19 protein-coding genes are annotated in these 23,555 nt (G+C 37.8%); 17 read left to right on the top strand and 2 right to left on the bottom strand.

Features of this window, described 5'->3' with window-relative positions; all coding sequences use genetic code 11:
* The first annotated feature begins 122 nt into the window (after positions 1-122).
* Positions 123-434: a DNA-binding transcriptional regulator gene (locus DB42_RS07045; RefSeq protein ID WP_044882345.1), complete on the top strand. Its 312-nt coding sequence runs from the start codon at positions 123-125 to the stop codon at positions 432-434.
* 11 nt (positions 435-445) lie between these two features.
* Here DB42_RS07045 and DB42_RS11280 read toward each other — a convergent pair whose 3' ends face one another.
* Positions 446-586 (bottom strand): hypothetical protein, encoded by a 141-nt coding sequence (locus DB42_RS11280; RefSeq protein WP_155117461.1) that lies wholly within the window; start codon positions 584-586, stop codon positions 446-448.
* 87 nt (positions 587-673) lie between these two features.
* On the opposite strand from DB42_RS11280, the gene DB42_RS07040 reads away from it, so the two are divergent.
* The 16 genes from DB42_RS07040 to DB42_RS06965 all read left to right on the top strand — a co-directional run bounded on the left by DB42_RS07040 (position 674) and on the right by DB42_RS06965 (position 21,999).
* The gene (locus tag DB42_RS07040) at positions 674-1,018 is read left to right on the top strand and encodes a type II toxin-antitoxin system Phd/YefM family antitoxin (protein WP_155117460.1); all 345 of its coding nucleotides are present in this window, start codon (positions 674-676) and stop codon (positions 1,016-1,018) included.
* A 190-nt stretch (positions 1,019-1,208) separates the two neighbouring features.
* The gene (locus DB42_RS07030) at positions 1,209-2,447 is read left to right on the top strand and encodes a YihY/virulence factor BrkB family protein (RefSeq protein ID WP_052436054.1); all 1,239 of its coding nucleotides are present in this window, start codon (positions 1,209-1,211) and stop codon (positions 2,445-2,447) included.
* Positions 2,448-2,641: 194 nt separating this feature from the next.
* A complete protein-coding gene (gene kdsB, locus DB42_RS07025) occupies positions 2,642-3,421 on the top strand; it encodes a 3-deoxy-manno-octulosonate cytidylyltransferase (protein WP_044882342.1) in 780 nt (259 codons plus the stop codon).
* A complete protein-coding gene (locus DB42_RS07020; RefSeq protein WP_044882341.1) occupies positions 3,397-5,016 on the top strand; it encodes a CTP synthase in 1,620 nt (539 codons plus the stop codon). Before kdsB ends, DB42_RS07020 begins: the two co-directional genes overlap by 25 nt.
* A complete protein-coding gene (gene ruvX / locus DB42_RS07015; RefSeq protein ID WP_044882340.1) occupies positions 5,013-5,504 on the top strand; it encodes a Holliday junction resolvase RuvX in 492 nt (163 codons plus the stop codon). The genes DB42_RS07020 and ruvX overlap by 4 nt, the downstream gene beginning before the upstream one ends.
* Positions 5,494-6,021, top strand: a complete 528-nt coding sequence (locus DB42_RS07010; RefSeq protein ID WP_044882339.1) for an EVE domain-containing protein — start codon at positions 5,494-5,496, stop codon at positions 6,019-6,021. Before ruvX ends, DB42_RS07010 begins: the two co-directional genes overlap by 11 nt.
* Before the next feature lie 196 nt (positions 6,022-6,217).
* Positions 6,218-7,693, top strand: a complete 1,476-nt coding sequence (gene zwf, locus DB42_RS07005) for a glucose-6-phosphate dehydrogenase (RefSeq protein WP_368665348.1) — start codon at positions 6,218-6,220, stop codon at positions 7,691-7,693.
* A 138-nt stretch (positions 7,694-7,831) separates the two neighbouring features.
* On the top strand, positions 7,832-8,599 hold the full coding sequence (gene pgl / locus DB42_RS07000; protein WP_044882338.1) for a 6-phosphogluconolactonase: 768 nt from the start codon (positions 7,832-7,834) through the stop codon (positions 8,597-8,599).
* Positions 8,600-8,975: 376 nt separating this feature from the next.
* Positions 8,976-9,956: a tRNA (adenosine(37)-N6)-threonylcarbamoyltransferase complex transferase subunit TsaD gene (gene tsaD, locus DB42_RS06995; RefSeq protein ID WP_044882337.1), complete on the top strand. Its 981-nt coding sequence runs from the start codon at positions 8,976-8,978 to the stop codon at positions 9,954-9,956.
* 380 nt (positions 9,957-10,336) lie between these two features.
* Entirely contained in the window at positions 10,337-12,865 is a 2,529-nt protein-coding gene (locus DB42_RS10535; protein WP_052436053.1) for a leucine-rich repeat domain-containing protein, read from the top strand.
* 490 nt (positions 12,866-13,355) lie between these two features.
* Positions 13,356-13,514: a 50S ribosomal protein L33 gene (gene rpmG, locus DB42_RS10930; RefSeq protein ID WP_079979843.1), complete on the top strand. Its 159-nt coding sequence runs from the start codon at positions 13,356-13,358 to the stop codon at positions 13,512-13,514.
* Positions 13,515-13,575: 61 nt separating this feature from the next.
* Positions 13,576-15,507, top strand: coding sequence for an ABC transporter permease (locus tag DB42_RS06985; RefSeq protein WP_044882336.1), 1,932 nt, complete (start codon positions 13,576-13,578; stop codon positions 15,505-15,507).
* 1 nt (position 15,508) lies between these two features.
* On the top strand, positions 15,509-16,201 hold the full coding sequence (locus DB42_RS06980; protein WP_044882335.1) for an ABC transporter ATP-binding protein: 693 nt from the start codon (positions 15,509-15,511) through the stop codon (positions 16,199-16,201).
* Between the two features lie 562 nt (positions 16,202-16,763).
* On the top strand, positions 16,764-18,536 hold the full coding sequence (locus DB42_RS10530; protein WP_052436052.1) for a hypothetical protein: 1,773 nt from the start codon (positions 16,764-16,766) through the stop codon (positions 18,534-18,536).
* Positions 18,537-18,878: 342 nt separating this feature from the next.
* On the top strand, positions 18,879-19,964 hold the full coding sequence (locus tag DB42_RS06970) for a thioredoxin domain-containing protein (RefSeq protein ID WP_080502774.1): 1,086 nt from the start codon (positions 18,879-18,881) through the stop codon (positions 19,962-19,964).
* Between the two features lie 124 nt (positions 19,965-20,088).
* Positions 20,089-21,999 carry an ABC-F family ATP-binding cassette domain-containing protein gene (locus tag DB42_RS06965; RefSeq protein ID WP_044882333.1) on the top strand — a complete coding sequence of 637 codons (1,911 nt, stop codon included), beginning with the start codon at positions 20,089-20,091 and terminating at the stop codon, positions 21,997-21,999.
* Positions 22,000-22,512: 513 nt separating this feature from the next.
* Here DB42_RS06965 and DB42_RS06960 read toward each other — a convergent pair.
* Positions 22,513-23,469 (bottom strand): hypothetical protein, encoded by a 957-nt coding sequence (locus DB42_RS06960; RefSeq protein ID WP_052436051.1) that lies wholly within the window; start codon positions 23,467-23,469, stop codon positions 22,513-22,515.
* Between the last annotated feature and the right edge of the window lie 86 nt (positions 23,470-23,555).

Below are 23,555 nucleotides of genomic sequence, written 5' to 3'. Positions count from 1 at the left end.
AGAAGAACGAGTGATTCTTTTCTTGTTATTCATTTATTCCAAAAATGAGCAAGAAAACCTATCCCAAGAAGAGAAATTGGAGTTAAAACAAATAGCTGAAGCAATCAAAAAAAGGATTAAAAATGAGTAAATTATTTAAAGGACTTAAAAAAGGGCTTGAAGAAGCTTTAGTATTTTCAGAAAGGAAGCTTACGCTTAAATCAGAGCTTATCGAAATCCCAGAGCCTCCAAATGAATATAAGGCTATCGATATTAAGAGAATCAGAGAGAAAAAGCATTATTCTCAAGGAATTTTTGCAAAAGTATTAAATGTAAGTATAAAGACAGTTCAATCTTGGGAATCCGGAACTCGCATTCCAAGCCATGCAGCACTGCGACTTTTAGAAATCGTAGACAAAGGTTTTTATGGTCCTCAAATTTCTAAGCCTCTATAATTGTGATGGTTTCATGACAATATGGCTTTGAGAACGCCTCCTAAATGATCATTAGAATAGCTTTTACCTAAATTTCCCTCATTTTTCATTTGGCCAATAGGGAGTTCTATTGCCTGACACATGTGTATTTGTGCTCTTATCCACCTGCTCACTTTAGTGCTCTCCTTTCATCTTTCTTAAGAAGAGAAATTGAAAATTCTTTCAAGTGTCTATTTTCAACCCGTTAGAAGAATAATTACATGTCTATAAAATATTTTACCGGCGTATATAAGTTTATATTTTATATTTTCGGTATGTTATACCTGGATAGTGAAAGGAGAGGTAATATGAAGAACGTAAGAAGCATTTCAATGACTCAAGCAAGAAAAGACTTAGGAAAGATTCTTGTAAGGGTCAATTACCATAAAAAACGTATTCTTCTTACCAACCATAAGAAACGAATAGCGATAGTGCCGATTAAGGATTTAGAAACTTTGGAAGCCCTCGAAAATGCTCAAGATATTCATGAAGCAAAAAAAGCTTTAAAAGAGATTGAAGCAAAGGGTACTATTTCTTTGAAAGAGATGAAAAAACGATTAGGCTAAAGGTTAAAGCCAAGATGGCAAAAGCTAGAAAAAAATCCTCGCCTAGAAAATGTTGAACCGCTGCCAGGTGTGTGGATATTAGTTTTATCTTGCTTTTTAGCAGCAAGTAAAAGAGAAAGCCATCCTTTCTCACTTAGGTTATTACTGGCAAGTGCTTGCATAAGTTTAAGATTTGATATAATCTGCATTTATGAAAAGAATATGGAAGCTATTTTGTCATACAGTTAAAGGTTTTTATGAAGATGACTGCAATGCGCGTGCAGCAGCATTAACCTACTTTACTTTAATGTCTATTGTTCCCGTGCTTGCCGTAATTCTTGGTCTTGCTCGAGGCTTTGGCTTTGCCCCTTTTTTAGAAGAAGTTATCAAAGAACAACTCAGCAAGCAGCCTGATATTGCTAACTATACGATTGACTTTGCGTATAGCCTTTTGGAAGAAACGAGTAGTACCTTGATTGCCGGCGTGGGAGTAGTATTACTGCTATGGACTGTTTATAATATCTTGGGAAATGTAGAAGAAGCTTTAAATGATATTTGGAAAATTCCTTGTGCACGCTCCTGGATAAGGAAAGTTACCGACTATATTGCAGCCATTATTATATGCCCCTTATTTTTCGTCGTTTCTAGTAGCCTAACTATTTACCTAAAAACCCATATTGTAGAAATTTCTAGGAAAGTAGTTTTCTTTGAATACCTATTTATTCATTTTTTTCCCTTTTTGATAACTTGGATGTTATTTACTTTTTTATATTTCTTTTTGCCTAATCGAAAGATTTCATTTAAACATGGAATGCTTGGCGTACTTGTTGGAGGAACAATCTATCAGCTTATCCAAACGTTTTATATTAACATACAGTTAAAACTTTCTAGCTATGGGGCTGTTTATGGAAGTTTCGCAGCTTTGCCTTTATTTTTAATATGGCTAAATTTAAGTTGGATGATCATTTTAGCTGGAGCCGAATTGGCCTACCAAGCAGAGATTATGGCATGGAATTATGCGCCTAGGCGTGAAGGCACCCCTCAAATCCTAACTTGTCGACGCGTGCTAGCTCTTATGATCATTTACAGCTGCATTCGTAATTTTTGCGAAGGCAAAACCCCTTATACTATTCAACAGCTTTCAGATAAGCTTGGAGTAGCCAAGATCAAGTTAGCAGAAATTATCAAAATCTTAACTCATTATAAGATTCTTTCAACGACAGACTATTATTCTGATGGAGAGATTTATTATCAGCCTGCTCGCGATGTCAATACCCTCACCTTAAAAAATGTAGCCGATATTTTTCCCGCCGTAGAAAAAGAGGTAGTGAGTATTTATAGAAATCCTCTAGTTCCTTATTTTGAAGAATTACTTGCTAAATATGATAGGAAGACTACAGAGATGCAGGAAAATTTACCTTTAAGCTCTATTAATTTGCAAAAGCTATGAAATTTTCATCTATCGGCCTTCTATGGCTGTAGCTCCATAAGTTCCCCTCCCCTATCAAAAAGAGCCTGTAATCCACTTTAGTTTTCTTCGTGTAAACAGCAGCAGTTTGCAGGGAGTAACATCCTTTTCGAATAACTCTTGAATTTATGGATCCAATGAAATAAACTGCTTTTTTATAAATTTTAAGAGAAGAGATGTCGGAAACAAAATCACCGAAAATTATCGGCATTATCCCCGCACGTTATGGGAGCACTCGCTTTCCCGGAAAGCCTTTAGCAAGTATTTTAGGCAAATCACTCATCCAAAGAACTTACGAAAATACTAAAAAATGTCTTTCTTTAGAAGAAGTGTTCGTGGCGACAGATGATAAACGAATTTTTGAGCATGTAGAAAGCTTTGGAGGCAAGGTTGTCATGACTTCTTCTGGCTGTCCCACCGGCTCAGATCGACTAATTGAGGCTGTACAAAATAATCCTATCTTTAAAGAAGCCTCTATAGTAGTGAATATACAGGGAGATGAACCTTGCTTAGAACCTTCTATCATTCATGAAGTGGTTCAGCTACTGCTCCAAGATCCAAATAATGTGATGTCCACAGCGGTTACGAAAATTCATTCAGAAGCTGAGGCTTTAAATCCCTTTGTTGTTAAATGCTGCTTAGATCGACAAGGAAATGCTCTTTACTTTAGCCGCTCCTTAATCCCTAGTAATCCCTCGGCAAAATTTGATCCTCGCATGGCTTACTTTAAACATATTGGAATCTACGGATTCCGTAGAGAATTCTTGTTTACCTATGGTAAGTTAGGGACTACTCCCCTGCAACTAGCAGAAGACCTAGAACAGCTTAAAGTTTTAGAGCATGGTTATAAGATAAAAACCGCGGTAGTCGAAACTGCAAGCCTTAGCGTTGACCATCCCGAAGATATAAAAAAAATTGAGTCACTATTATTATGCAAACAAAATATTTGTTCATAACAGGCGGAGTTTGTTCATCTCTTGGTAAAGGGTTGACGGCTGCCTCTATTGCGATGCTACTTGAAAAAAAAGGCCTCAAAATTGCCTTACTTAAATTTGATCCTTATTTAAATGTAGATCCCGGTACGATGAGTCCTTATCAGCACGGCGAGGTATACGTAACTGATGATGGAGCGGAAACTGATCTTGACCTGGGACATTATTACCGCTATACCAACTCTCCTTTATCGCATGCTTCCAACGCCACTTCAGGGCAGATTTATAATAGTGTAATTCGTCGAGAGAGGCAGGGAGATTATCTAGGAAAAACAGTGCAGGTTATCCCTCATATTACCGATGAAATTAAGCAACGTATTCATATTTGTACTAAACAAGAAGAAAATATTGATGTTGTTTTAGTGGAAATAGGAGGAACAGTAGGCGACATCGAATCGCTGCCTTTTTTAGAAGCTATCCGTCAATTTCATAATGAAAATAAAGGCAACTGCTTAAATATACATCTGACTTATGTCCCTTACTTAAAAGCGGCAGGAGAAGTTAAAACCAAACCCTCTCAACATTCTGTGCAAGTTTTAAGAGAAATTGGTATTTTTGCCGATATTATTATCTGTCGTTGTGAAAATCCTTTATCTGAAGAAGTTAAAGATAAATTAAGCCTTTTTTGTAACGTTAGCCGTCGAGCAGTCATTGACGAAGCAGATGTTGAATCGAGCATTTATGAAGTTCCTTTAAAGCTACATGAGCAAAATCTCGACTCAATGATTTGTGAAATGCTTCATTTGCCTAATAGACCTGTTGACTTAGCTGATTGGCAAGAAATCCTTAATACCATCCATCACCCTAAAGGAACGATTACTGTAGGAGTCATTGGTAAATATGTACAACATCAAGATGCCTATAAATCGGTTTTCGAATCTCTGCATCATGGAGCTATTTCTTTAGGTTATAAGCTAGAAATCAAATGCTATGAAGCTGATAAATTAGCAGAAGAGGGAGTGGATTTAGAAAATATAATCAAAGGATGCGATGGTTATCTGGTTCCAGGAGGCTTTGGAGAAAGAGGCTGGATGGGAAAAATCTTTTCGGCAAAATATTGTCGCGAGCGTAAAATCCCTTATTTTGGCATTTGCCTTGGCATGCAAGTGATGGCCGTAGAATTCGCAAGACATGTAGTTAAGCTGGAAGATGCTAACACAACCGAAGTAGACCCCTTTACAAAAAATCCCGTGATCTCTTTGCTAAGTGAACAAAAAGTCGTTCAAGATATGGGCGGTACTATGCGGCTGGGAGCTTATAACTGTTATTTGAAGGCAGGATCAAAAGCCCATCATGCCTATAAACAAGACAAAATTTCTGAAAGGCATCGCCATCGTTACGAGTTTAATAACAAATATAAAGAGCAGATGGAAAAAGCTGGTTTTATCATTTCTGGTACACTGGAATCTGCCTCGCTATGTGAAATTGCTGAAATTAAAGATCATCCGTGGATGGTAGGTGTACAATTTCATCCTGAATTTAAATCTAAACCTACCCAAGCGCATCCTCTATTTAAATCTTTTGTGCAAGCCATGATTGATTATCAGGCCAAAAAATGAGCGACGTCCAAGTAGAAAAGCCTTCAATCACTCGCATTGCAGCTTTAGACTACGGATTAGCACGCATAGGGATCGCTGTTTCTGATGAGAGTAAGACGATTGCGTTACCTTTAATGACGCTTGGCTGTGAAAAAAAAACAAGCGATACTGCTAAAAAGCTGGTTTTACTTTTAGAAGAGCATCAAAAAGCTAACCATTATACTCTGCTCGAACTAGTTATAGGGCTGCCTCTTTTAATGAATGGAAAAAGAGGTTATCTGGCAGATGAAACTCAATATTTTATAAGCCTATTAAAAAATTTACTCTCTATTCCTGTAGTTTCTTGGGATGAACGGCTTACATCTGTTCAAGCTGAACGTACGATGAAAGAAGGGAAGCTAAATCGCAAGAAACGTGCTAAATCTGTTGACAATGTTGCGGCTATCATTATCCTACAAAATTATCTTGATCATTTGAAATTACGTCATGGTGGGACATATGGCTTCTAACACTCAATATTGGCTAATGAAAACCGAACCCTCGGTTTTTTCTATCGATGATTTACAACGTGAAGGATTTTCAGAATGGGAGGGCGTACGGAATTTCCAAGCCCGCAATTTTATGCGTGATAGGATGAAAGAGGGTGATTTGGTGCTTTTTTATCATTCTAATGCAAAGCCTTCAGGTATAGTAGGTATTTGCCGAATATGTCGGGAAGCCCATGCTGATTTCACCGCATGGGATAAAGATAGCCCTTATTATGATCCTCAAGCTACCCCCGATCATCCTATTTGGATGATGGTAGAAGTTGAGTTTGTAAAGAAATTTTCCCAAGTTATCGCTCTCTCTGAGTTAAGAAAATACCCCCAGCTTGAAGGGCTAAAAATTTTAGAGAAAGGCTCCCGTTTATCTATTACTCCTGTGGAAAAGAAACATTTTGAATTTGTTGAATCGCTGGGGCAATTAAGGGTTGAATCAGATCAGAATATATGTTCTTCTCAAGCTCAACCTACCCAATCTACCTAAGGTCATTATCAATCAAGGCCTTCGATCATATCTTCATTTGTAGTGAAATATATTGAGCCGTTTGTTAAAAACACAGGTAAAGAATACCTATTTCGAGGAGACTTTTATGTCGACAGCTACATTTCCGATTGCTAAAGAGTTTTCCCCTGCTCTTACTGAGGTTAATCGTTCTCATAGAACTGCTACCCCCTGTATCATGGTAATCTTTGGTGCCACAGGTGATCTGACTGCCCGTAAGTTAGTACCTGCCATTTATAATCTCAATAAAGAAAAATTGCTTCCCTCCCACTTCGCCTGTGTAGGCTTTGCACGGCGTAAAAAAACGGATGAAGACTTTCGCCAGGAGATGATGGAGGGAATTAATAGTTTTTCACGTACAAGGCCGGTAGATAAGAGTATGTGGAATACTTTTAGCGAGCAATTGTATTATCATATGGCCGAATTTCATGAAGATGAAGGGTATATACGGCTAGCTAAGCTACTTGAAGACTTAGATATTAAGTATGGAACAAAAGGAAATAGAGTTTTTTATCTATCTACCCAGCCTAGTTTTTTTCCTCTTATTATTCAAAAGCTGAGCCAACATAACCTTATTTATAACGAAGTAGAAAGTCCTGATAAATGGTCGCGAGTGATTATTGAAAAACCTTTTGGCTTTGACTTAAAGTCTGCCAAGGAACTGCAAAAAGAAATATCTCAGTATCTAAACGAATCACAGATCTATCGCATAGACCATTATCTAGGTAAAGAAACTGTTCAAAATCTCTTAGTATTTCGTTTTAGCAATCCCCTTTTTGAAGCCATTTGGAATAATAGCCACATCGATAATGTCCAAATTACAGTAGGCGAAGAAATAGGTATTGGCAACCGCGGTCGATTTTTTGAAGAAGCAGGCATGCTAAGAGATATTGTTCAAAATCATATGATGCAGCTTCTCTCTCTTGTCTGTATGGAACCTCCCAATAGCCTTAAAGCTGAAGCCATTCATAATGAAAAAGTCAAAGTGATTGAATCTATTCGCCCTTTTTCTATAGATCAGATGGATCGCTTAATCATCCGCGGACAATATGGCCCTGGCCTTATCAACGGCCAGCCAGTCAATGGATATAGGCAAGAGGAAAACGTGCATCCTCAATCTCAAGTGGAAACCTATGTAGCCCTACAATTATTTATTGATAACTGGCGCTGGTCTGGCGTGCCTTTTTATCTTAGAGCAGGTAAAAGACTTCCTAAAAGAGCTACAGAAATAGCTATTACTTTTAAAGCTGTACCAGGCTTTCTCTTTAATGATGCAGGTAAAACAATTGAACAGAACGTCTTAGTAATACGTATTCAACCTGATGAAGGAATTTCTTTAAAGATTAATTGCAAAGTGCCTGGTATCAATAGCCCCATCCAACCTGTTAAGATGGATTTCCAGTATGGATCTTATTTTGGCGCCACCCCTCCCGAAGCTTATGAAAGGCTAATTTTAGATTGCATGTCGGGAGACAACACCTTATTTGCACGAGCAGATGAAGTTCTAGCTTCTTGGAGATTACTGTCGCCTATCCTCCACCACTGGCAAGATAATCCTGTCCCCTGCTTCCCGAATTATGCTGCTGGCACCTGGGGGCCTGAAGAGGCTAATCAATTGCTAGCGCAAAGTGGAAGAAAATGGAGTTTGATTTAATCTTCCTAACTTTTTAAAGTGAGAAAAAGCAAGGTAGTTGTAAAAGATTAGTTAGAACGAGTAAAGGTAAATAAGAATTTTTTTACCTTTGAAAAACATGATATGCTAGGGTAAAATCAAAAAAAATATTTAGGTCTTATGCTAAATTCCTCTTGGAAAACTAAAATACAAGTGTTTGATGATAGAAGAGATGTGGTGGCTGCTGGAAACTACCGAGAAGCACTCCTTTATTGTGTGGAACAATTTATTGAGCTTGCGAATACATGCATTGAAAACCAGGGTTACTTTGCCGTAGCATTATCGGGAGGAAGTACTCCTAAAGCTATTTTTCAACTTCTTACCTCTTTAGAAAACCGCGGAAGAATTGACTGGTCAAAAGTCCTGCTATTTTGGAGTGATGAGCGCAGCGTGCCTCCTACTCATCCAGAGAGTAATTACTTAAATGCTATGGAAGCAGGCTTTAATGCATTGCCGCTGAAAGCGGACAATATCTTTCGGATGCAAGCTGAAAATAATATAGAAGAGAATGCTTGGCATTATCAAGATTTGATTCAAACTAAGATTCCGAAAAAAAGCTTTGATGCCGTGCTTTTAGGTATGGGAGAAGATGGGCATACTGCTTCACTTTTTCCTCAGACAAGTGGCCTGCATGCACGCAATCGCTTAGTTATCGATAATTTTATCCCTCAAAAAAACACATGGCGCATGACTCTTACTTATGATTGCATTAATGCCGCTTCATACATTTTGTTATATGTATTTGGAAAAGGCAAAGAAGATATGGTCTTTCAAGCATTAAAGGGGCCTTATAACCCCGAGCTAATCCCTGTGCAAAAAGTTGGTACACCCACTCACAAAGCCTTATGGGTTTTAGATGATAACTCTAGATCTTTGCTGGCAAAATGAATCCTTACTATGTTTAAAAGTTAAATATGCATTTTAAAATATAAGAGTATTGATTAGAAATATATCTTAGCTTGCTAACTTAAAATAAAGGATTTTATAAAGGCATGGGCAGACAGTACTTAATGTAGCTTTTCTTAAAAATTTTTGCTAGCTAGCTTTATCTGCATTTCACCAAATAAAATTCTCGTCTGGCTTATTTATTAAAGGCAAAAAAGCCTACTTGAATGGCTCTAAAATAGCTCGGCTAAAATGATAAGCCCATTGCCAATCTATCATGAGTTTATTTTCCCTGTTTTGCATTTGAATAGAGCCAAGCTATCATCCCAAAAAAATAGAATAGATTTACAAATAGACTCTGTAGTAACTTATATTGCTTATGCTAGTCCTAGGAATTGAAACAACATGTGATGAAACTGCCTGTGCGGTAGTGAAAGACGGAAGAGAGATTCTTTCTAATGTCGTATTTTCCCAAATTGACTTACACCAAGAGTTTGGGGGCGTTGTTCCGGAGCTAGCTTGCCGTAAACATGTCGACGTGCTTTTTCCCGTCATCGATCAAGCTCTCCAAGAAGCTAGTTGTAAACTTGAAGATATTGACCTTTTTTCGGTCGCCTATGGCCCCGGGCTGATCGGCGCTGTGCTTATAGGCTTAAATGCTATTAAAACAATAGCGCTATGTATGAACAAGCCTTATGTAGGTGTCAATCATATAGAAGCACATCTATATGCTGCCCTCATGTCAAATCCTCATGCCGAATTTCCATGTCTTGGTATTGTCCTATCTGGGGGACACACGAGCCTTATATGCATGCACGAGATAGGGAAATATGAATTGATAGGCCAAACCGTAGATGATGCAATTGGTGAAGCTTTTGATAAAGTGGCTAAAATTATGGGATTGCCTTATCCTGGCGGCCCTCCTATCGAAGCGTTAGCGGAGAAAGGATCTAGTTTACGCTATCCTTTAAAAGCAGGTACTGTAAAAGGTAAACCATTTGACTTCTCTTTTAGTGGATTAAAGACTGGAGTCTTATACACTTATAACTTAACGTCTGATAAATCTGATTTAGCCGCCTCCTTTCAATATGTGGCTTTTTCTGACATTTTGAAAAAAACTTTACAGGCTGCAGAAAAATATAATTGTAAAACTTTAGTTTTTGGTGGCGGTGTCACTAATAATAAAGCTTTACGTAAGATGTTTTTAGAAAAAGGTAGCCACTATACACAATATTGGCCATCTCTTGGGCTAAGCTTGGATAATGCAGCTATGATAGCGGGACTAGCTTATCATATTTATAAACATAAAGGCAGAGGCGATGATTTGACGCTAGAAGCTGCAACATCTATTTCTTTTTAATCAATCCTAAGAAGGTGCTCCGAAACCTATCTTTTTCTTAACATAGTCCAAGGCCATTGAAGTATAAATCATAGCTTGTGAAGTTGTTGGTAAAGTATTCATCATTCAATCCTATGCTTATAAAGAGTTACTCTTAAGAAAAGAGCCTGCTTTTAAAGTGGTGGTTTTCTTTCTTTGAATGTATAAGAGTGATTTACTTAAAAAAAAGAGATGATATTAATTTAAGATAACATCTCCTTAATTTTTTTTATTTGGTGAATACCAGTTGCTGAAAAAAAAAGTTCAAATTTTATTATAAATAAGTCAATGCAATTTAGTGTAAAATCAGTTTGACTTGATTTTGAAGAAAAAGTTTAACCTAAATCTTAATGGAGCTTAATATGATGCCATCAACTTCCCCTTCTAACATCCAGGCAACTGTTCGTGCCATACCTACAGAGAATACAGAAGATGCTCATGTAAGAGAACCAGCAAAGCAGGCAGTTACTTCGTTGCCTTGTGGGCATGCCCTCAACAAAGACGATGAGATTCACTGTTTAGCTTGCCATAAGCTTGGCCTTCGGGATAGCAAGGTTATTGAAAAGTATACACCCAACTACGACGTTCTACCAGCCTTCTTGCAGGGCAAAAATAATTCTAAAAAAGGAGAATACGAATTATTTCTAAAAGATTTAGTGAAAAAAGACGCCATGCAATCCATCCATACATATGAAAAAACTCAAGTTTATGATGGAAACTCTTTTAAAAAGTTCGATCCTAGGCTCTTATCAAAGATAATGATAGATTCTTTGGTTCTAGGCGACTTAAACCTAGAAAAAATATCAGATAATCAAGAGGAAGAGCTACTTGGCCAGGAGAGCAAAGAGCCAAAGGGTAAAGAAAAAGTAAGTGATGAAGATTCGAAAGAATTATTAGAAGAAGTTAACAAAGTGAGGCAATTTGGAGCAGAGAAGCTGCAGCAGGTTCCCCAAATCTCTTATCCGCTTTCCCCATTAGCTCCTCAACCTTTCATTTCTACTTCCTCTTTGCCTACACCTCCGACTAATTTGCCTACAGGCCCAGCTTATATTCAAGTTCTTTCTCCTCAATCCACCATCGGCATTTCGATGCCCTCACTTTACAAAGAAATTCTCCAGTTTCATTTTCCTGAAGAGAACGGGGATTTTACAGAGCAAGCTAGTATTTTAGATAAAATCTACAAAATTAAACCAGATTGCTCGATTGAAGAGAGAGTCGTTCATATCTTTTCAAAACTTTTTACCTTAGCGGCCTATCTTGCCCCTGTAGAGCTTGAAAAGACTCCAAAAAAATCCAGGGCTTTTACCCATTCTAACTATTTCTCTTATCTACTGAATATCAACCGTCTCTTACTATGGCACAAGCTACCTGGAGGAACGCAGTACCTAAACCAACCAAAAATTAAAGCTTTATCTTTAAAAGAAAAAGGAGAGCTATTAAGCCAATGGATTGAAGTTCATGCTAAAACTATTACACGTTTAGATTTAAATTTTTCCGGCTTAACCTTGTTGCCCTCAGAAGTTGGAGAGCTTTCTCAGCTACAAGAGCTTTGTATAGGCGGCAACCAGCTAACCATTCTTCCGGCGTTTATCGGTCGCCTCTCTAAACTTAAAAAACTTGTAGCATCAAATAATCACCTGACAGCTCTTCCCTTAGCTATTGGGCAGCTTTCTCAGCTGCAGCAACTTTATTTAAGCCATAACCAGATAAATACTCTCCCCGCAGCCATTGGACAGCTTTCTTCGCTGCAATCCCTCTCATTAGATAGTAATAAGCTAACTGTTCTACCTCCTGAACTCTTCCAGCTTTCTCAATTACATGAACTTTCCTTAGATCGTAACAGACTAACTGTTCTTCCTAAAGAAATTGGACAGCTTCCTCGTTTACGGCAGCTAGGCTTAAACGATAATTATCTAACCGCTTTACCTACAGAAATAGATCAACTTTTTGAGCTTAGAGAGCTTGGATTGAATAATAATCATTTAGCCTCCCTGCCTACAGCTATCGGACAGCTTTCTAATCTGGAATGGCTAACATTAGCTAATAATAATCTAACTGCTATTTCTCCAGCTATTGGGCAGCTTGCAGGGCTGCAAATGGTGGACTTAAGTCGCAACCAATTAACTACTCTACCTACACAGTTAGGACAACTCTCTCAACTGCAAGAGCTCTACTTAAGCCACAATCAACTAACCATGATTCCTCCCGCCATAGGGCAGCTCACTGCGCTTCGTGTACTGGATTTAGACCACAACCAGCTAAATACTTTACCTATAGAAGTAGGTCAGCTTTCTAAGCTGAAAAATCTTAAATTAAGTCACAACCGGCTAAGCATTATTCCTAAGGTTGTGGGGCAGCTCTCTAAATTAGAAGAGCTTGACTTAAGCTACAACCAACTAACTTCTATTCCTACGACGATTGGCCAACTTACTGAGCTTCAAACCCTCGGTTTAAACCATAACCAATTAGCTTCTATTCCTACCGACATAGGAGAGCTTCTTCTGTTAAAAGTGCTTGATTTAAGTGATAATGAGTTAAATGCTCTTCCTGCAGCCCTTGCACAGCTTTCTCAGCTGCAATCGCTTCACTTAAGCAATAACCAATTAACTTTTATTCCTAAATCTATTGGACAACTTCCTCGACTGCAACACCTTGACTTAAGGCGCAACCAGCTAGCTATTTTGCCAGCAAAGTTAAAGCTTCCTGCCCTGCAAACGATTGACTTAAGCCACAATCAGCTAGCTACCATTCCTGCAAGCTTCAGTCAGTTTTTACAGTTGCAGCAGCTTTCCTTTAACAGTCAGTCGATAATAACTCCCCCTCCTCAAGTCCCTAATCTTAAAAAACTTATACTAGAAGGTAATCCCGTTCATGAAAACTTTATGAAATAATAGAAAGTATTAAAACGATTAGGTAAGTTTCACGTATTTAAATGTAATAAATGCAAAAGGAGAGGAAGTGCTTCTTAGCAAATCAGCAAACATAGTGTGAATCATTTGTATAGGTTTTAACTTGTGAATGCTTAGCTAAGCATATTTGGGTTAATAGAATTCCAAATCTCTCTCCTCCCGTGGAACCTGCCGTATTGAAAATCATTAAAAAATTTAAGTTCAATTTTTTCATAGAAAGGTTAATAAGCTGTTAGCATTTAACATCTTCTTTAATAAAGCTTGGGAGTTAAAGATAAGGGGCCTACTATCAAGAATTGCCCCATACCCTCTTCTAATTCATTTATAAGAAATCTTTTTATGGAGTTTACTGCGAGGGAATTTCTTTTAACAGGAAGTGCTTGTTTTAACATTTAACTCTTGAGATAAAATGCTATTTAGCCATATAGTTATAGGTTTATAAATTATGTTGAAAGTTTTCGGAGTTTAAAAAATGGCCAGTAGAAAAAGAGAAAAAATTAAGCTTAAAAGTTCCGCCAGTCACTACCATTATCATACAGTAAAAAACAAGACAAATAGCCCCGAGCGTATGACCTTAAATAAGTTTGACCCAGTGGTACGTAAGCACGTTGAGTTCAAAGAAACCAAATAATCTTAAGGGAAAGATAGACCTTTCCCCTTCCCTTTAAATCCCTATTTAATGACGGACAAGCATGTTTGAATTATCTGTCGCATGCAAATATTTAAGACCCCGCTGGCGGCAATTGTCTGTGTCTATTATTAGTTTAATTTCCATATTAGTCATCGCACTTGTAGTATGGCTAATCGTAGTTTTTTTTTCTGTAACAAGTGGTTTAGAAAAACGCTGGATAGAGAAATTAATCGCTCTTACTGCACCTGTCCGCCTTACGCCCACTGAAACTTATTATAATTCCTATTATTACCAAATTGACAGCATTAGCGAGAACTCTAACTATACCTTGAAAACTATTGGTGAAAAATGGCGAGCTGATCAGTCGGATCCCTACGACCCGCAGCTTGATATAGAAGTTCCCTTTAATTGGCCTGCACCTGATAGAGAAGAGGATGGATCGCTTAAAGATCCTGTAAAGAAAGCTTTTTCTATTATCAAGAATTTGCCTTACTCTCCCTCCATAAAAGCACGTGATTATGAAGTTTGTGCGAGCAATTTGCGTCTTCGTATGCTTCGAAAAACCCCTGAGACTAATCCTACTTTAACACAAGCCTTCTTATCACAGGCTACTTACCTAGGATCTCTAGATAATGAAAATTTGGCTATTTTAAAAGCGACGCTCCCTATTTCAGATGCCGATATTAACAATCTACTTTATACCCTTTCTATTGCCTCTGAAAATGTCCAAGAAGATCATCCCGCTTCAGCTGATAGTGTTAATCAGCAACTCTTAAGAGAAAGATTGAAAACTTTTTTTAAGTATACTGAGGTTAATTGGCTAAAAACTCCTCCTGCTGGATGGGCTCTTCCCACTGCCCTTCAAAAAAATGCCTCGCTACCTAAACAGCTTCCTGGGGGTTTTCAAATGAGCGCCCTGCCCATTTTGGAATCATTAGATAAAATCCTCTATCTACATAAAATACTATTTGATGTGAGTTTTGAAGTGGAAGGATATCAAGTTAGCGGACGCATTCCTATGGGAAATTTGCTGATTGCCCATCCTAAGATAAAAACTCACTTTAATAACGCTCCTCCCCTTTCTCCTTTTTGGTTTTACAAAGTAGGCAATTCGCAAGAAGATTTAAAGGTGTTTTTACCTAAAGATGCTGCTTTGGGGGAAGGGATTTTGCTACCCAAACCTTTTCGTGAAGCGGGAGTGTTGCTGGGTGATCGCGGCTATATTTCCTTTCAAATACCTACTGTAAGTGCTCTGCAAGAACAACGCATTCAGGTATTTGTAGCTGGATTTTATGATCAAGGCTTAATCCCTGTTGGGGGCAAATTTATTTTGGTAAACGAGGCCTTAACTAATTTAATTGCATCCGCACAGCATAATAGCCAGGCACAAAGCAATGGAATTAACCTACGTTTTTCAGATTTAAGCAAAGTCGACGAAATCTATGGTAAACTGCAGCAAGCCTTCAAAGAAGCAGGCATCGCTCCTTATTGGAAGATTGAAACCTACCGTGATTATGATTTTACCAAGGATATCATTCAACAGCTGCGTAGTGATAAACATTTATTCACGCTTATTGCCATCGTTATCATTATCGTGGCCTGTTCAAATGTTATCTCTATGCTAATTATACTGGTTAATGACAAAAAGCTAGAGATAGGAATCTTGCGCTCCATGGGAGCCTCATCAGCAAGTATTGCCGGTATTTTTGGGTTTTGTGGAATGACCATGGGGCTAGCGGGAAGCGTCATAGGTATTGGAGCGGCTTTGCTTACACTTAGGCATTTAGAGTTGCTTGTCACTTTTTTAAGTAGGCTTCAAGGCCATGAAGCTTTTAATCCTCTCTACTATGGTGATAGCTTACCTAACGAAGTCAGCATGGAAGCTTTATTGTATGTAATAAGTTTTACTGCTTTAATCTCATTATTCTCAGGCCTTGTACCTGCCGTAAAAGCAAGCTTGCTACGCCCTTCAACTATTTTAAGAGCGGAATAAGATGGAAGAAATTATTTTGCAAGCTAGCGATATCAGCAAAGCTTATCATTACCCTGCCAAAGTATCGATTTTAAATAACATTAACTTAGTTGTTAAGCGTGGGGAAACAGTAGCGATAACAGGACGCTCCGGCGAAGGTAAAAGCACTCTATTACAAATCTTAGGGACTTTAGAAAAGCCCTCCTCTGGACGATTGGCTATTGCCGGGCAAACCATTAACCCTTTTAATTGCAGAAAAATTAGAAACCAGCACATCGCCTTTATTTTCCAATCTTTTCATCTTTTAGAAGATTATACCGCGCTAGAGAATATTCTGATGCCAGCGCGTATCGCCCGTAAATCTATTGCTAAAGGAAGTAAGGCTTATCAAAGAGCTTGCTCTTTACTAGAGCGCGTAGGCTTAGAAGACCGCGCCTACTTTGATACCAAGCTTTTATCGGGTGGAGAAAAACAGCGCATAGCGATTGCTCGTGCACTTTGCAATGATCCTGATATCATCTTTGCCGATGAGCCCTCTGGTAACTTGGATAAGCAAACAGCGCAAGATATTCATCAACTTCTGTTAGATTTTGCTTCAGAAAAAGATAAAGCAATCATTATTGTTACGCACGATGATAAGCTTTCAGCTCTTTGCAATAAAAGCTATCTCCTAGAAGAAGGGGTCCTCAAGCTTAATTCTCCCTCCCTTTTCTAAATTTTCGCTAATGAATATTTCAATAATAGTAATACTTGCTAATAGAGCTTTAAGCTTTGCATGCAGACTTTAAATCTTCCATTATCTAACTCTGTTTTGCTTAAGAAAGGATCTTCAGGCCATCGTTACTTCTCTAGCAAACAGGCCCTAGAGAGAATAAATGGAGTTAGGGCTTTAACGTAAGCCATGCTGAGGATTTTTCTCATTAAAATTTTAATTGCTTGCTTAGAACAAAAAATGAATTCGAAGAGAGTCAAGAGCAAAGAATAAAGAAAAAAAAGCATTTATTTGCTTCTAAATGAATTATCTACAGATACATAAGGCTGACGGCAGGCTATAAAAGAAGATTGGTGAGCAAAAAACTTGGGAAGCTAATGCAAAAAATCGAAATGAAATTGATAAAAGGCTAAAGGAATCCGCTAGAGCCTTTATAAAATAGAGATAAGGCTTTTTCTCTTTTTTATCTATTAAAAATAAAAATTGCTTAATAAAGAAGAAAAAGAGTAAGTTTTTGGCAAAAAAGGTAGGGTAATTTCTTATCACAAAATTCTAAGGAGCTTATATGATGCCGCCAAATTCTACTCCTAGCACCCAGGTAGCTTTCCGTACTACAGTCTCAGAAAATATAGAAGACGCGGTCTCAGGAGAGCTAATGACCCGGGCAGTTACTCTGTTTCCTTGTGGCCATACCTTTAACGAAGATACCGTCATTCAATGCTTGGCACGCAATAAACTTTGTCCTCTAGATAGAACGCCTATTGAAAGACATGCTCCAAATTACACTGTAAGGCATCTGGCCGAAACGGCTGAGTCCCATCCACTAGAAGAACTTAAGCATGAGCCTAGCGAAGAAGCTGTAGAACATTTCTTACGGGGTAAACAGCTTGCTGAAAAAGGGGAGCATGCAACTGCCATAGAAGCCTTACTGCAAGCTTTGCAATTAACTCCTACCTATGAGAAAGCTCAAGCCTATCTTGAATTTTGCCTTAGACGCTCCTCAGAAGCCTCTTTATCTTCACAGCAGGTTACTCCTCTTTTTTCGAGCAAAGATAAAGACAAAGAAAAAAGCCTTCTTTCTACAGATTCTCCTAAAGAATGCTATACTGAGCTCTTATTCGATCTGCTAGAAGAGCCTTCCATTCAAGAAAGCTCAATTCTAAAGAAGATACTAGAGAATCAAGTCGAAGAGTTGATGAGTCAGGAGGATGAGGATCTAACTGAAAAAGAAAAGATAAGTTATAAATGGACGGAAAAATTACTAGGAAAAAATAAAAAGGTTAGGCAATTTGTCGTTGAAAAGCTGAAGCAAATTTATCAGGACTCCCCCTCTCTCCCCACAGTCACCCCTCAATCTTCTAATTCAATCTCTTCTTCATCTATTTCTACAATTAAAGAAATTCAAGCTTACACCTCCTCATCCACCGCTATTCTTTCCATGGCCTCGCTTTACAGTGCAATCCTCCAGGTTCATTTTCCTAATGGGAATGGGGATTTAATGAAACAAGCTCGTATTTTGGATAAGATTTACAAAATCAAACCCGATCTTACTATTGAAAAAAAGGTAACCCACATCTTTCAAAAGCTTTTTAACTTAGCCGCCTCCCTTTCTCCCTTAGAATTTGAAAGAGATACTCAGGAAAGCAAGGCCTTCACTCTTTCAAATTATTCCTCCTATCTGCTAAATATTAACCGCCTCCTATTTTGGCAAAAGCTACCCGGAGGAACCGAATACCTAAACCAACCACAGATTAAAGCTTTACCTTTGAAGAAAAAAGGAGAGCTGTTAGCACAGTGGATGCAAGGGCGCATTGAAAATGGCACCAGGCGGGACCTATACTTGACCGTCGTACCTATAAAAGAGCACTTCAAATATACCCCCTGCCTGAGCTTGAGTGACTCAGGCTTGACAGTTATGCCTGTAGAAATAGGTCTAATTACTAATCTACAAGAGCTTATGTTAATGGACAGCCAGGTAACTGCTCTACCTTCAGCTATTGGTCAACTTTCTCAGCTGCAAGAGCTTTGGTTAAGCGGTAATTACCTAACTGCTCTACCTGAAGCTATTGGGCAGCTCTCTCAGCTGAGAATGCTTGACTTAAGAGATAATCAGCTAAACGCCCTTCCTGCAACCATAGGGCAGCTTTCTCAGTTAGTACAGCTTTGGTTAGACGGCAACCAGCTAGCCGCCCTGCCTGAGGAAATCGGGGAGCTTTCCCAGTTAGAAGACCTTCAATTAAGCAACAACCTGGTTATGTCTATCCCTATAGCAATTCGGCAGCTTCCTAAACTTAGATTGCTTAAAGTTGATGGTAACCCTCTTCGAAATACATCGTAGAATTGTTGTAAATATTTTTATAGAAAAGAATCATAGCGAGTCTAATAAACTTCTCGGCAAAAATATAGTGCTTATCAAGAGATGCTCTTATGCTTATAGCCCTTAATAAAAAATTTAAAAGTTACTCCTATTTTAGAAAAAGCAGACTCGACCTTTATTTCAATTAGTACTTTGATGAATAAGTCGATAGCCTTTTAGAATCACATAAAAGATGCTATCTAACGACTTCAATATTCCTGGATAGCTTAGATAGGATTTAGAAATTTCTGCGCCCAATAACTCTCTTGACAGTAAACTTAATATGTAATATTTTAGTATGAAAAAATTTACATATCGGGAGATATGGGTACGAATCATTCACTGATGCCTAAAGACTTACCAGCTAACAAATATCAAGAATATCTCAATGCGATTAGTAGTTTAGCCATCATTACTGGTGGGATATTCTCCATTATTTCTTGGCTACAAATTTGTACCCAGGAATGTGCGGCGACACATGATTACCGTTTATTTGGTTTCCAGCTGGAATATGTGGGGATGATTTTTTTCCCTATTCTATCTTTGTTACATTGGAGAGCCTATTATAAAAAAAATTTATCTTTCATGGCGGCAATCATGCTGGCAGGAGCATTAGGAGCCGAGATAGTTTTTATTTATGCTCAGAAAGTATGGATTGGTCAATGGTGTCCGTTATGCCTCTGTATTGCAGCTTCGATAGTAATTACTTCTTTAGCTTATCTTTTAAGCTACTTTAACCACTATAAACAACCTCTACCTGATTCAAAAAGGATTAAAATGGCGTTAAATTTACCCAAAGTGCTTGCAATTGTCATGGCTCTGATTACCGGCTTTTCTATATCATCAATAGGATTAGCAAAAGTAGATGAACTGCAAGCGGCAGAAAATTCTATCAAAAATAGCATTGTATTTGGGAATTTAAACAGCAAAATTGATGCCTATTTTTTTAGTGACTGGCATTGCCCTGCTTGCCGTCAGCTAGAGCCAAAATTAAAAGAGCTAGTTCCTACGCTTATGAAAAATACTCGCTTAACCTATGTAGATTTTGCTATTCATCCCTCTAGCTTAAATTTCACGCCTTACAACTTATCTTTTATGGTTCATGATAAGAATAAATATTTAGAGCTACGCGATTCTTTAACTCAGCTTTCCAGTGATACTGAAACCCCTACGGATGAGCAAATTGAGAAAATTGCTAAAGAGCAGGATGCCCACTATACTCAACTTAATTATTCTGAGGTTGCTCTTGGCTTAGAATATTTTAAGACCCTGGCTACAGAATTTGATATCGACAGCACGCCTACATTAGTTCTGGTCAATGAAAAAACTAAAAAAGGTAAAAAATTATATGGTGTCATGGAGATAACGAAAGAAAATATTTCACAGGCTATTGAAATCTTGAAAGAGTAATTAACTCCTTCCTAAGCAAGCAAATACATTTTATTATCCAGGCTCTTTCCTACTAGATAGCTAGAAGGTTTTAAAGAGCTTTTAACTTTTTTAATTCTACTTTTTAAATCCCTTATTTCATTATATGATTTCTGCTACTAACCTTTCTATGCGCTTTGGAGGTAAAATCCTCTTTAAAAATGCATCTTTTCAGCTTAATCCTGGCAACCATTATGGCCTTATTGGAGCAAATGGAGCAGGAAAATCGACACTCTTAAAAATTCTTGCTAGAGATCTTACCGCTGAAGAAGGAGAATTTTGTATTCCTTCTCAACTAGCTTTAGGCACACTGAAGCAGAATCATTTTTTGTATGAGCAGGTGCCTATCTTAGATACTGTATTGATGGGAAATGCAAAATTATGGAAAGCTTTAGAAGAAAAAAATATCCTTTTAGAAAAGCCGGAGTTTGATGAAGAAGCCTGTCATTTATTAGCCGATCTTGAAAAAATTATTGAAGAACAAGATGGTTATTCAGCAGAAAGCGTTGCGGGCAAAATTCTTGAAGGTTTAGGGCTACCAGACCGTATCCATCATCAAAATTTATCTACTTTATCAGGAGGTTATAAGCTACGAGTTTTGCTGGCGCAGGTTTTGTTTAGTAAGCCTGACATCCTCCTACTCGATGAGCCGACAAACCACTTAGACCTTTATTCTATCAAATGGTTAGAAGGATACTTAAGAGATTTTCCGGGCACACTGCTTATCAGTTCGCATGATCGAGATTTTTTAAACGTGATTTGTGACTATATGTTAGACTTAGACCATCAAAAAATAACTCCTTATAAAGGTAATTACGAGGATTTTTTGAAAACTAAAGCAGCAGCTGTAGAGCAAAAAGAGCTAGCCTTTGCTAAGCAGGAAAAGCGCCGAGAGGATCTGCAAAATTTCATTGATCGTTTTAAGGCTAAAGCTAGTAAGGCTCGCCAAGCGCAGTCTAAAATGAGATTAGTAGATAAAATTGAAGATGAAATGGCTGAATTGGACTTTACTCCTACTTCTCGTTTATATCCTCGGCTTAAATTTGAACCCCATCGCTCGTCTGGAGCCATTGTTCTTAAAGCCAAGGATATTAGCAAATCTTATGGAACCAAGCAAGTGCTCCATCAAGTCTCTTTTGAAGTAGAACGGGGTGAACGCATAGCTTTAGTAGGCGCTAATGGGATTGGCAAGTCAACTTTATTGGAAATTTTAACAGGGCAATTAAAGTGCGAGCAAGGCTCTTGGGAATGGGGCCATGCTGCGCAAGTCGCCTATTTTCCCCAAGATCATCATCGTGAAGTCAACGGAGACATTTCTCTCTTGGAGTGGTTAAGTGAACAAGACCCTCAAACACCTGAGCAAAAGCTAAGAGAAATTTTAGGACGTGTTTTATTTACTGGCGATGATGTAAAAAAGTCTGTTCAGCTATTAAGTGGTGGCGAAACAGCTCGCCTTATTTTAGCTAAGATGATGCTTCTTAAAGGTAATGTTTTAATTTTTGATGAGCCTACTAACCACTTAGATATGGAAGCTATTGAAGCTCTTTTAGAAGCTCTAAACCATTACACGGGGACCATTCTTTTTGTTAGTCACAATCGCCATTTTATCACTCATCTTGCTAAAAAGGTCATAGAGATAAGCGTTACCGGCGTACAAACTTACGATTGTAGTTACGCAGAATACATTGAAAAAAGAGAAATGGATTTGCTCAGTAAAAATTTAAAGCCGGTAAAGATGAAAGCTGATGAAAAGCTAACTGAAAAGTCAAGTTATCAGGATCAAAAAAACCTACGTAGCCAAAAATCACAACAGGAAAAAATAGCAGCTCAAGTGGAAAAAAAATGCCAGCAACTTGAAGAGCAAATCAAAGGCCTGGATGAAAGAATGGCAGCAGTAGATTTTTATCTTAAAACCCCTAAAGAAGAAATTCAAAGATTCATAGCCCAAAAAGAGAAGCTAGAAAAACAATTTGAAGAAGCTTTACAAGCATGGGAAGAAGCAGCCTCTTCTGTATAAAATAATAAGCATGATAAAACTGTGTGCTAATAAGGTGTTATCATGCTGATTAGTCATGGCTCCCTCTTGCATTCTCTTTTAGAATAATGAAAAGTAGGCGGCTTTTTTTTAAGCATTTTTTTTAATCAATATACTTTTGATAAAGAATTGCTTATATTGGCAGGACTTGCTTCTAAACATTGCAGTTTTGATTATCTATCTTCCTAAAGTAGATATTTCCCCTTAAGCTAGAATATTACTTATTTGCTGAGGCATTCTTTTAAGCAACCCTGCCCTTTATTTTCTCAACATTTTAGGAACCCCCCTATAAATCTGTGTTAGAAGTCAGGGTATATAAGGATTGACATAAGGGTTCTTTAGATTAACTAATGAAGCTCCCCCACTCCCCCTTTTTTTAACCATGCTAGAGAAGACTTTTGTTAAAATAAAGATAGCTAACCTTTTCCTTCAGACTTGCACTTCAATTTTTTCTCATTTCTTAATTTATTCGTAAGAAACTAGCTCCTTGGGCTTCTAAGCCTCAACTGACCAGGCGTGGGGATTTTTTAACCGCGGAATAAGCTGATGCATTTCTGGACCAATGATCTCAAGTAAATGTTTATCTAAATAAGTCTTTAGCTCCGGATGATGCTTAGCAAGCCATAAACGAAACTTAAAAGTTTTACTAAAAAGTTCTTGTTTATATACAGTGGGATCAGAAATATTAAGATTGACAACAAACTGCCCGACATCTATGTGAAAAGGGGCAGTACCAATCGCTCCCGTATTTTGCATTAAAGCATGATCATTATCCGCATATCCCCGCTGATATTCTGACAATATCATTTTAAGAAGGTTGTCTATAAGCTTTTTTGCTTCATCCACTTGATTATTTGTGACAAAATTATTAATAGTCGAGCATAGCATAGTGGCTCGCTTTTGAAGCAAAAATTCCATTTCATCCATGTTAAGCTGATGAGCAAAACCTAATTTATCGTAAATAGTAAGAGACTTCTTTAAGTCGTGGCTTTTATTAAGATGCACATACACTAAACCTGTCTCTGGCTTTAAATGTTCATAGGCTATCTTCCAGCTTGTAAATAGCATATTAAGCTTATTATGTTTTTTTTCTATTTTTGCTAGCCTATAGCGATTGACAAAGGGAATAGAAGCAAAATAATCTAGCCAGGCTTGAGGTCGAAAACGTTGATACTTGATAAATTTTAAAACATATAAGCCATCTTCGCTTGCAAACACATAGGATTGGCATCCTTTTCCCAGATATCTAAATTTTTGAGAAAGGATTTGATGTAGATCTTCCTTTTCTGAAGAGGACAAGGGAGGAGTGACCCATTTTTCATTATAAGACAAGTTAGAACTAATATTACCTATGGTAAAGCCTCCCGTCAAAGCATAATAAAGACGGCCTGCACTATAAGCGCATATAATAAATAGACTAAAAAGGATAAAAAATTTTAAATACTTTTTCATAACAAGCATTAAGTGTAGGGTAAAATTTGCAAGCTGGGGGTTTTAAAGTAAAAAGATTATATTTTTTGTTATCATTCATACGCAAG

The sequence above is a fragment of the Neochlamydia sp. EPS4 genome (assembly GCF_000813665.1).
In the GTDB taxonomy this organism is placed as follows: domain Bacteria; phylum Chlamydiota; class Chlamydiia; order Chlamydiales; family Parachlamydiaceae; genus Neochlamydia.
The sequence above is the reverse complement of the archived record's forward strand: the minus strand, read 5'-3'. Positions and strand labels throughout refer to the sequence as shown.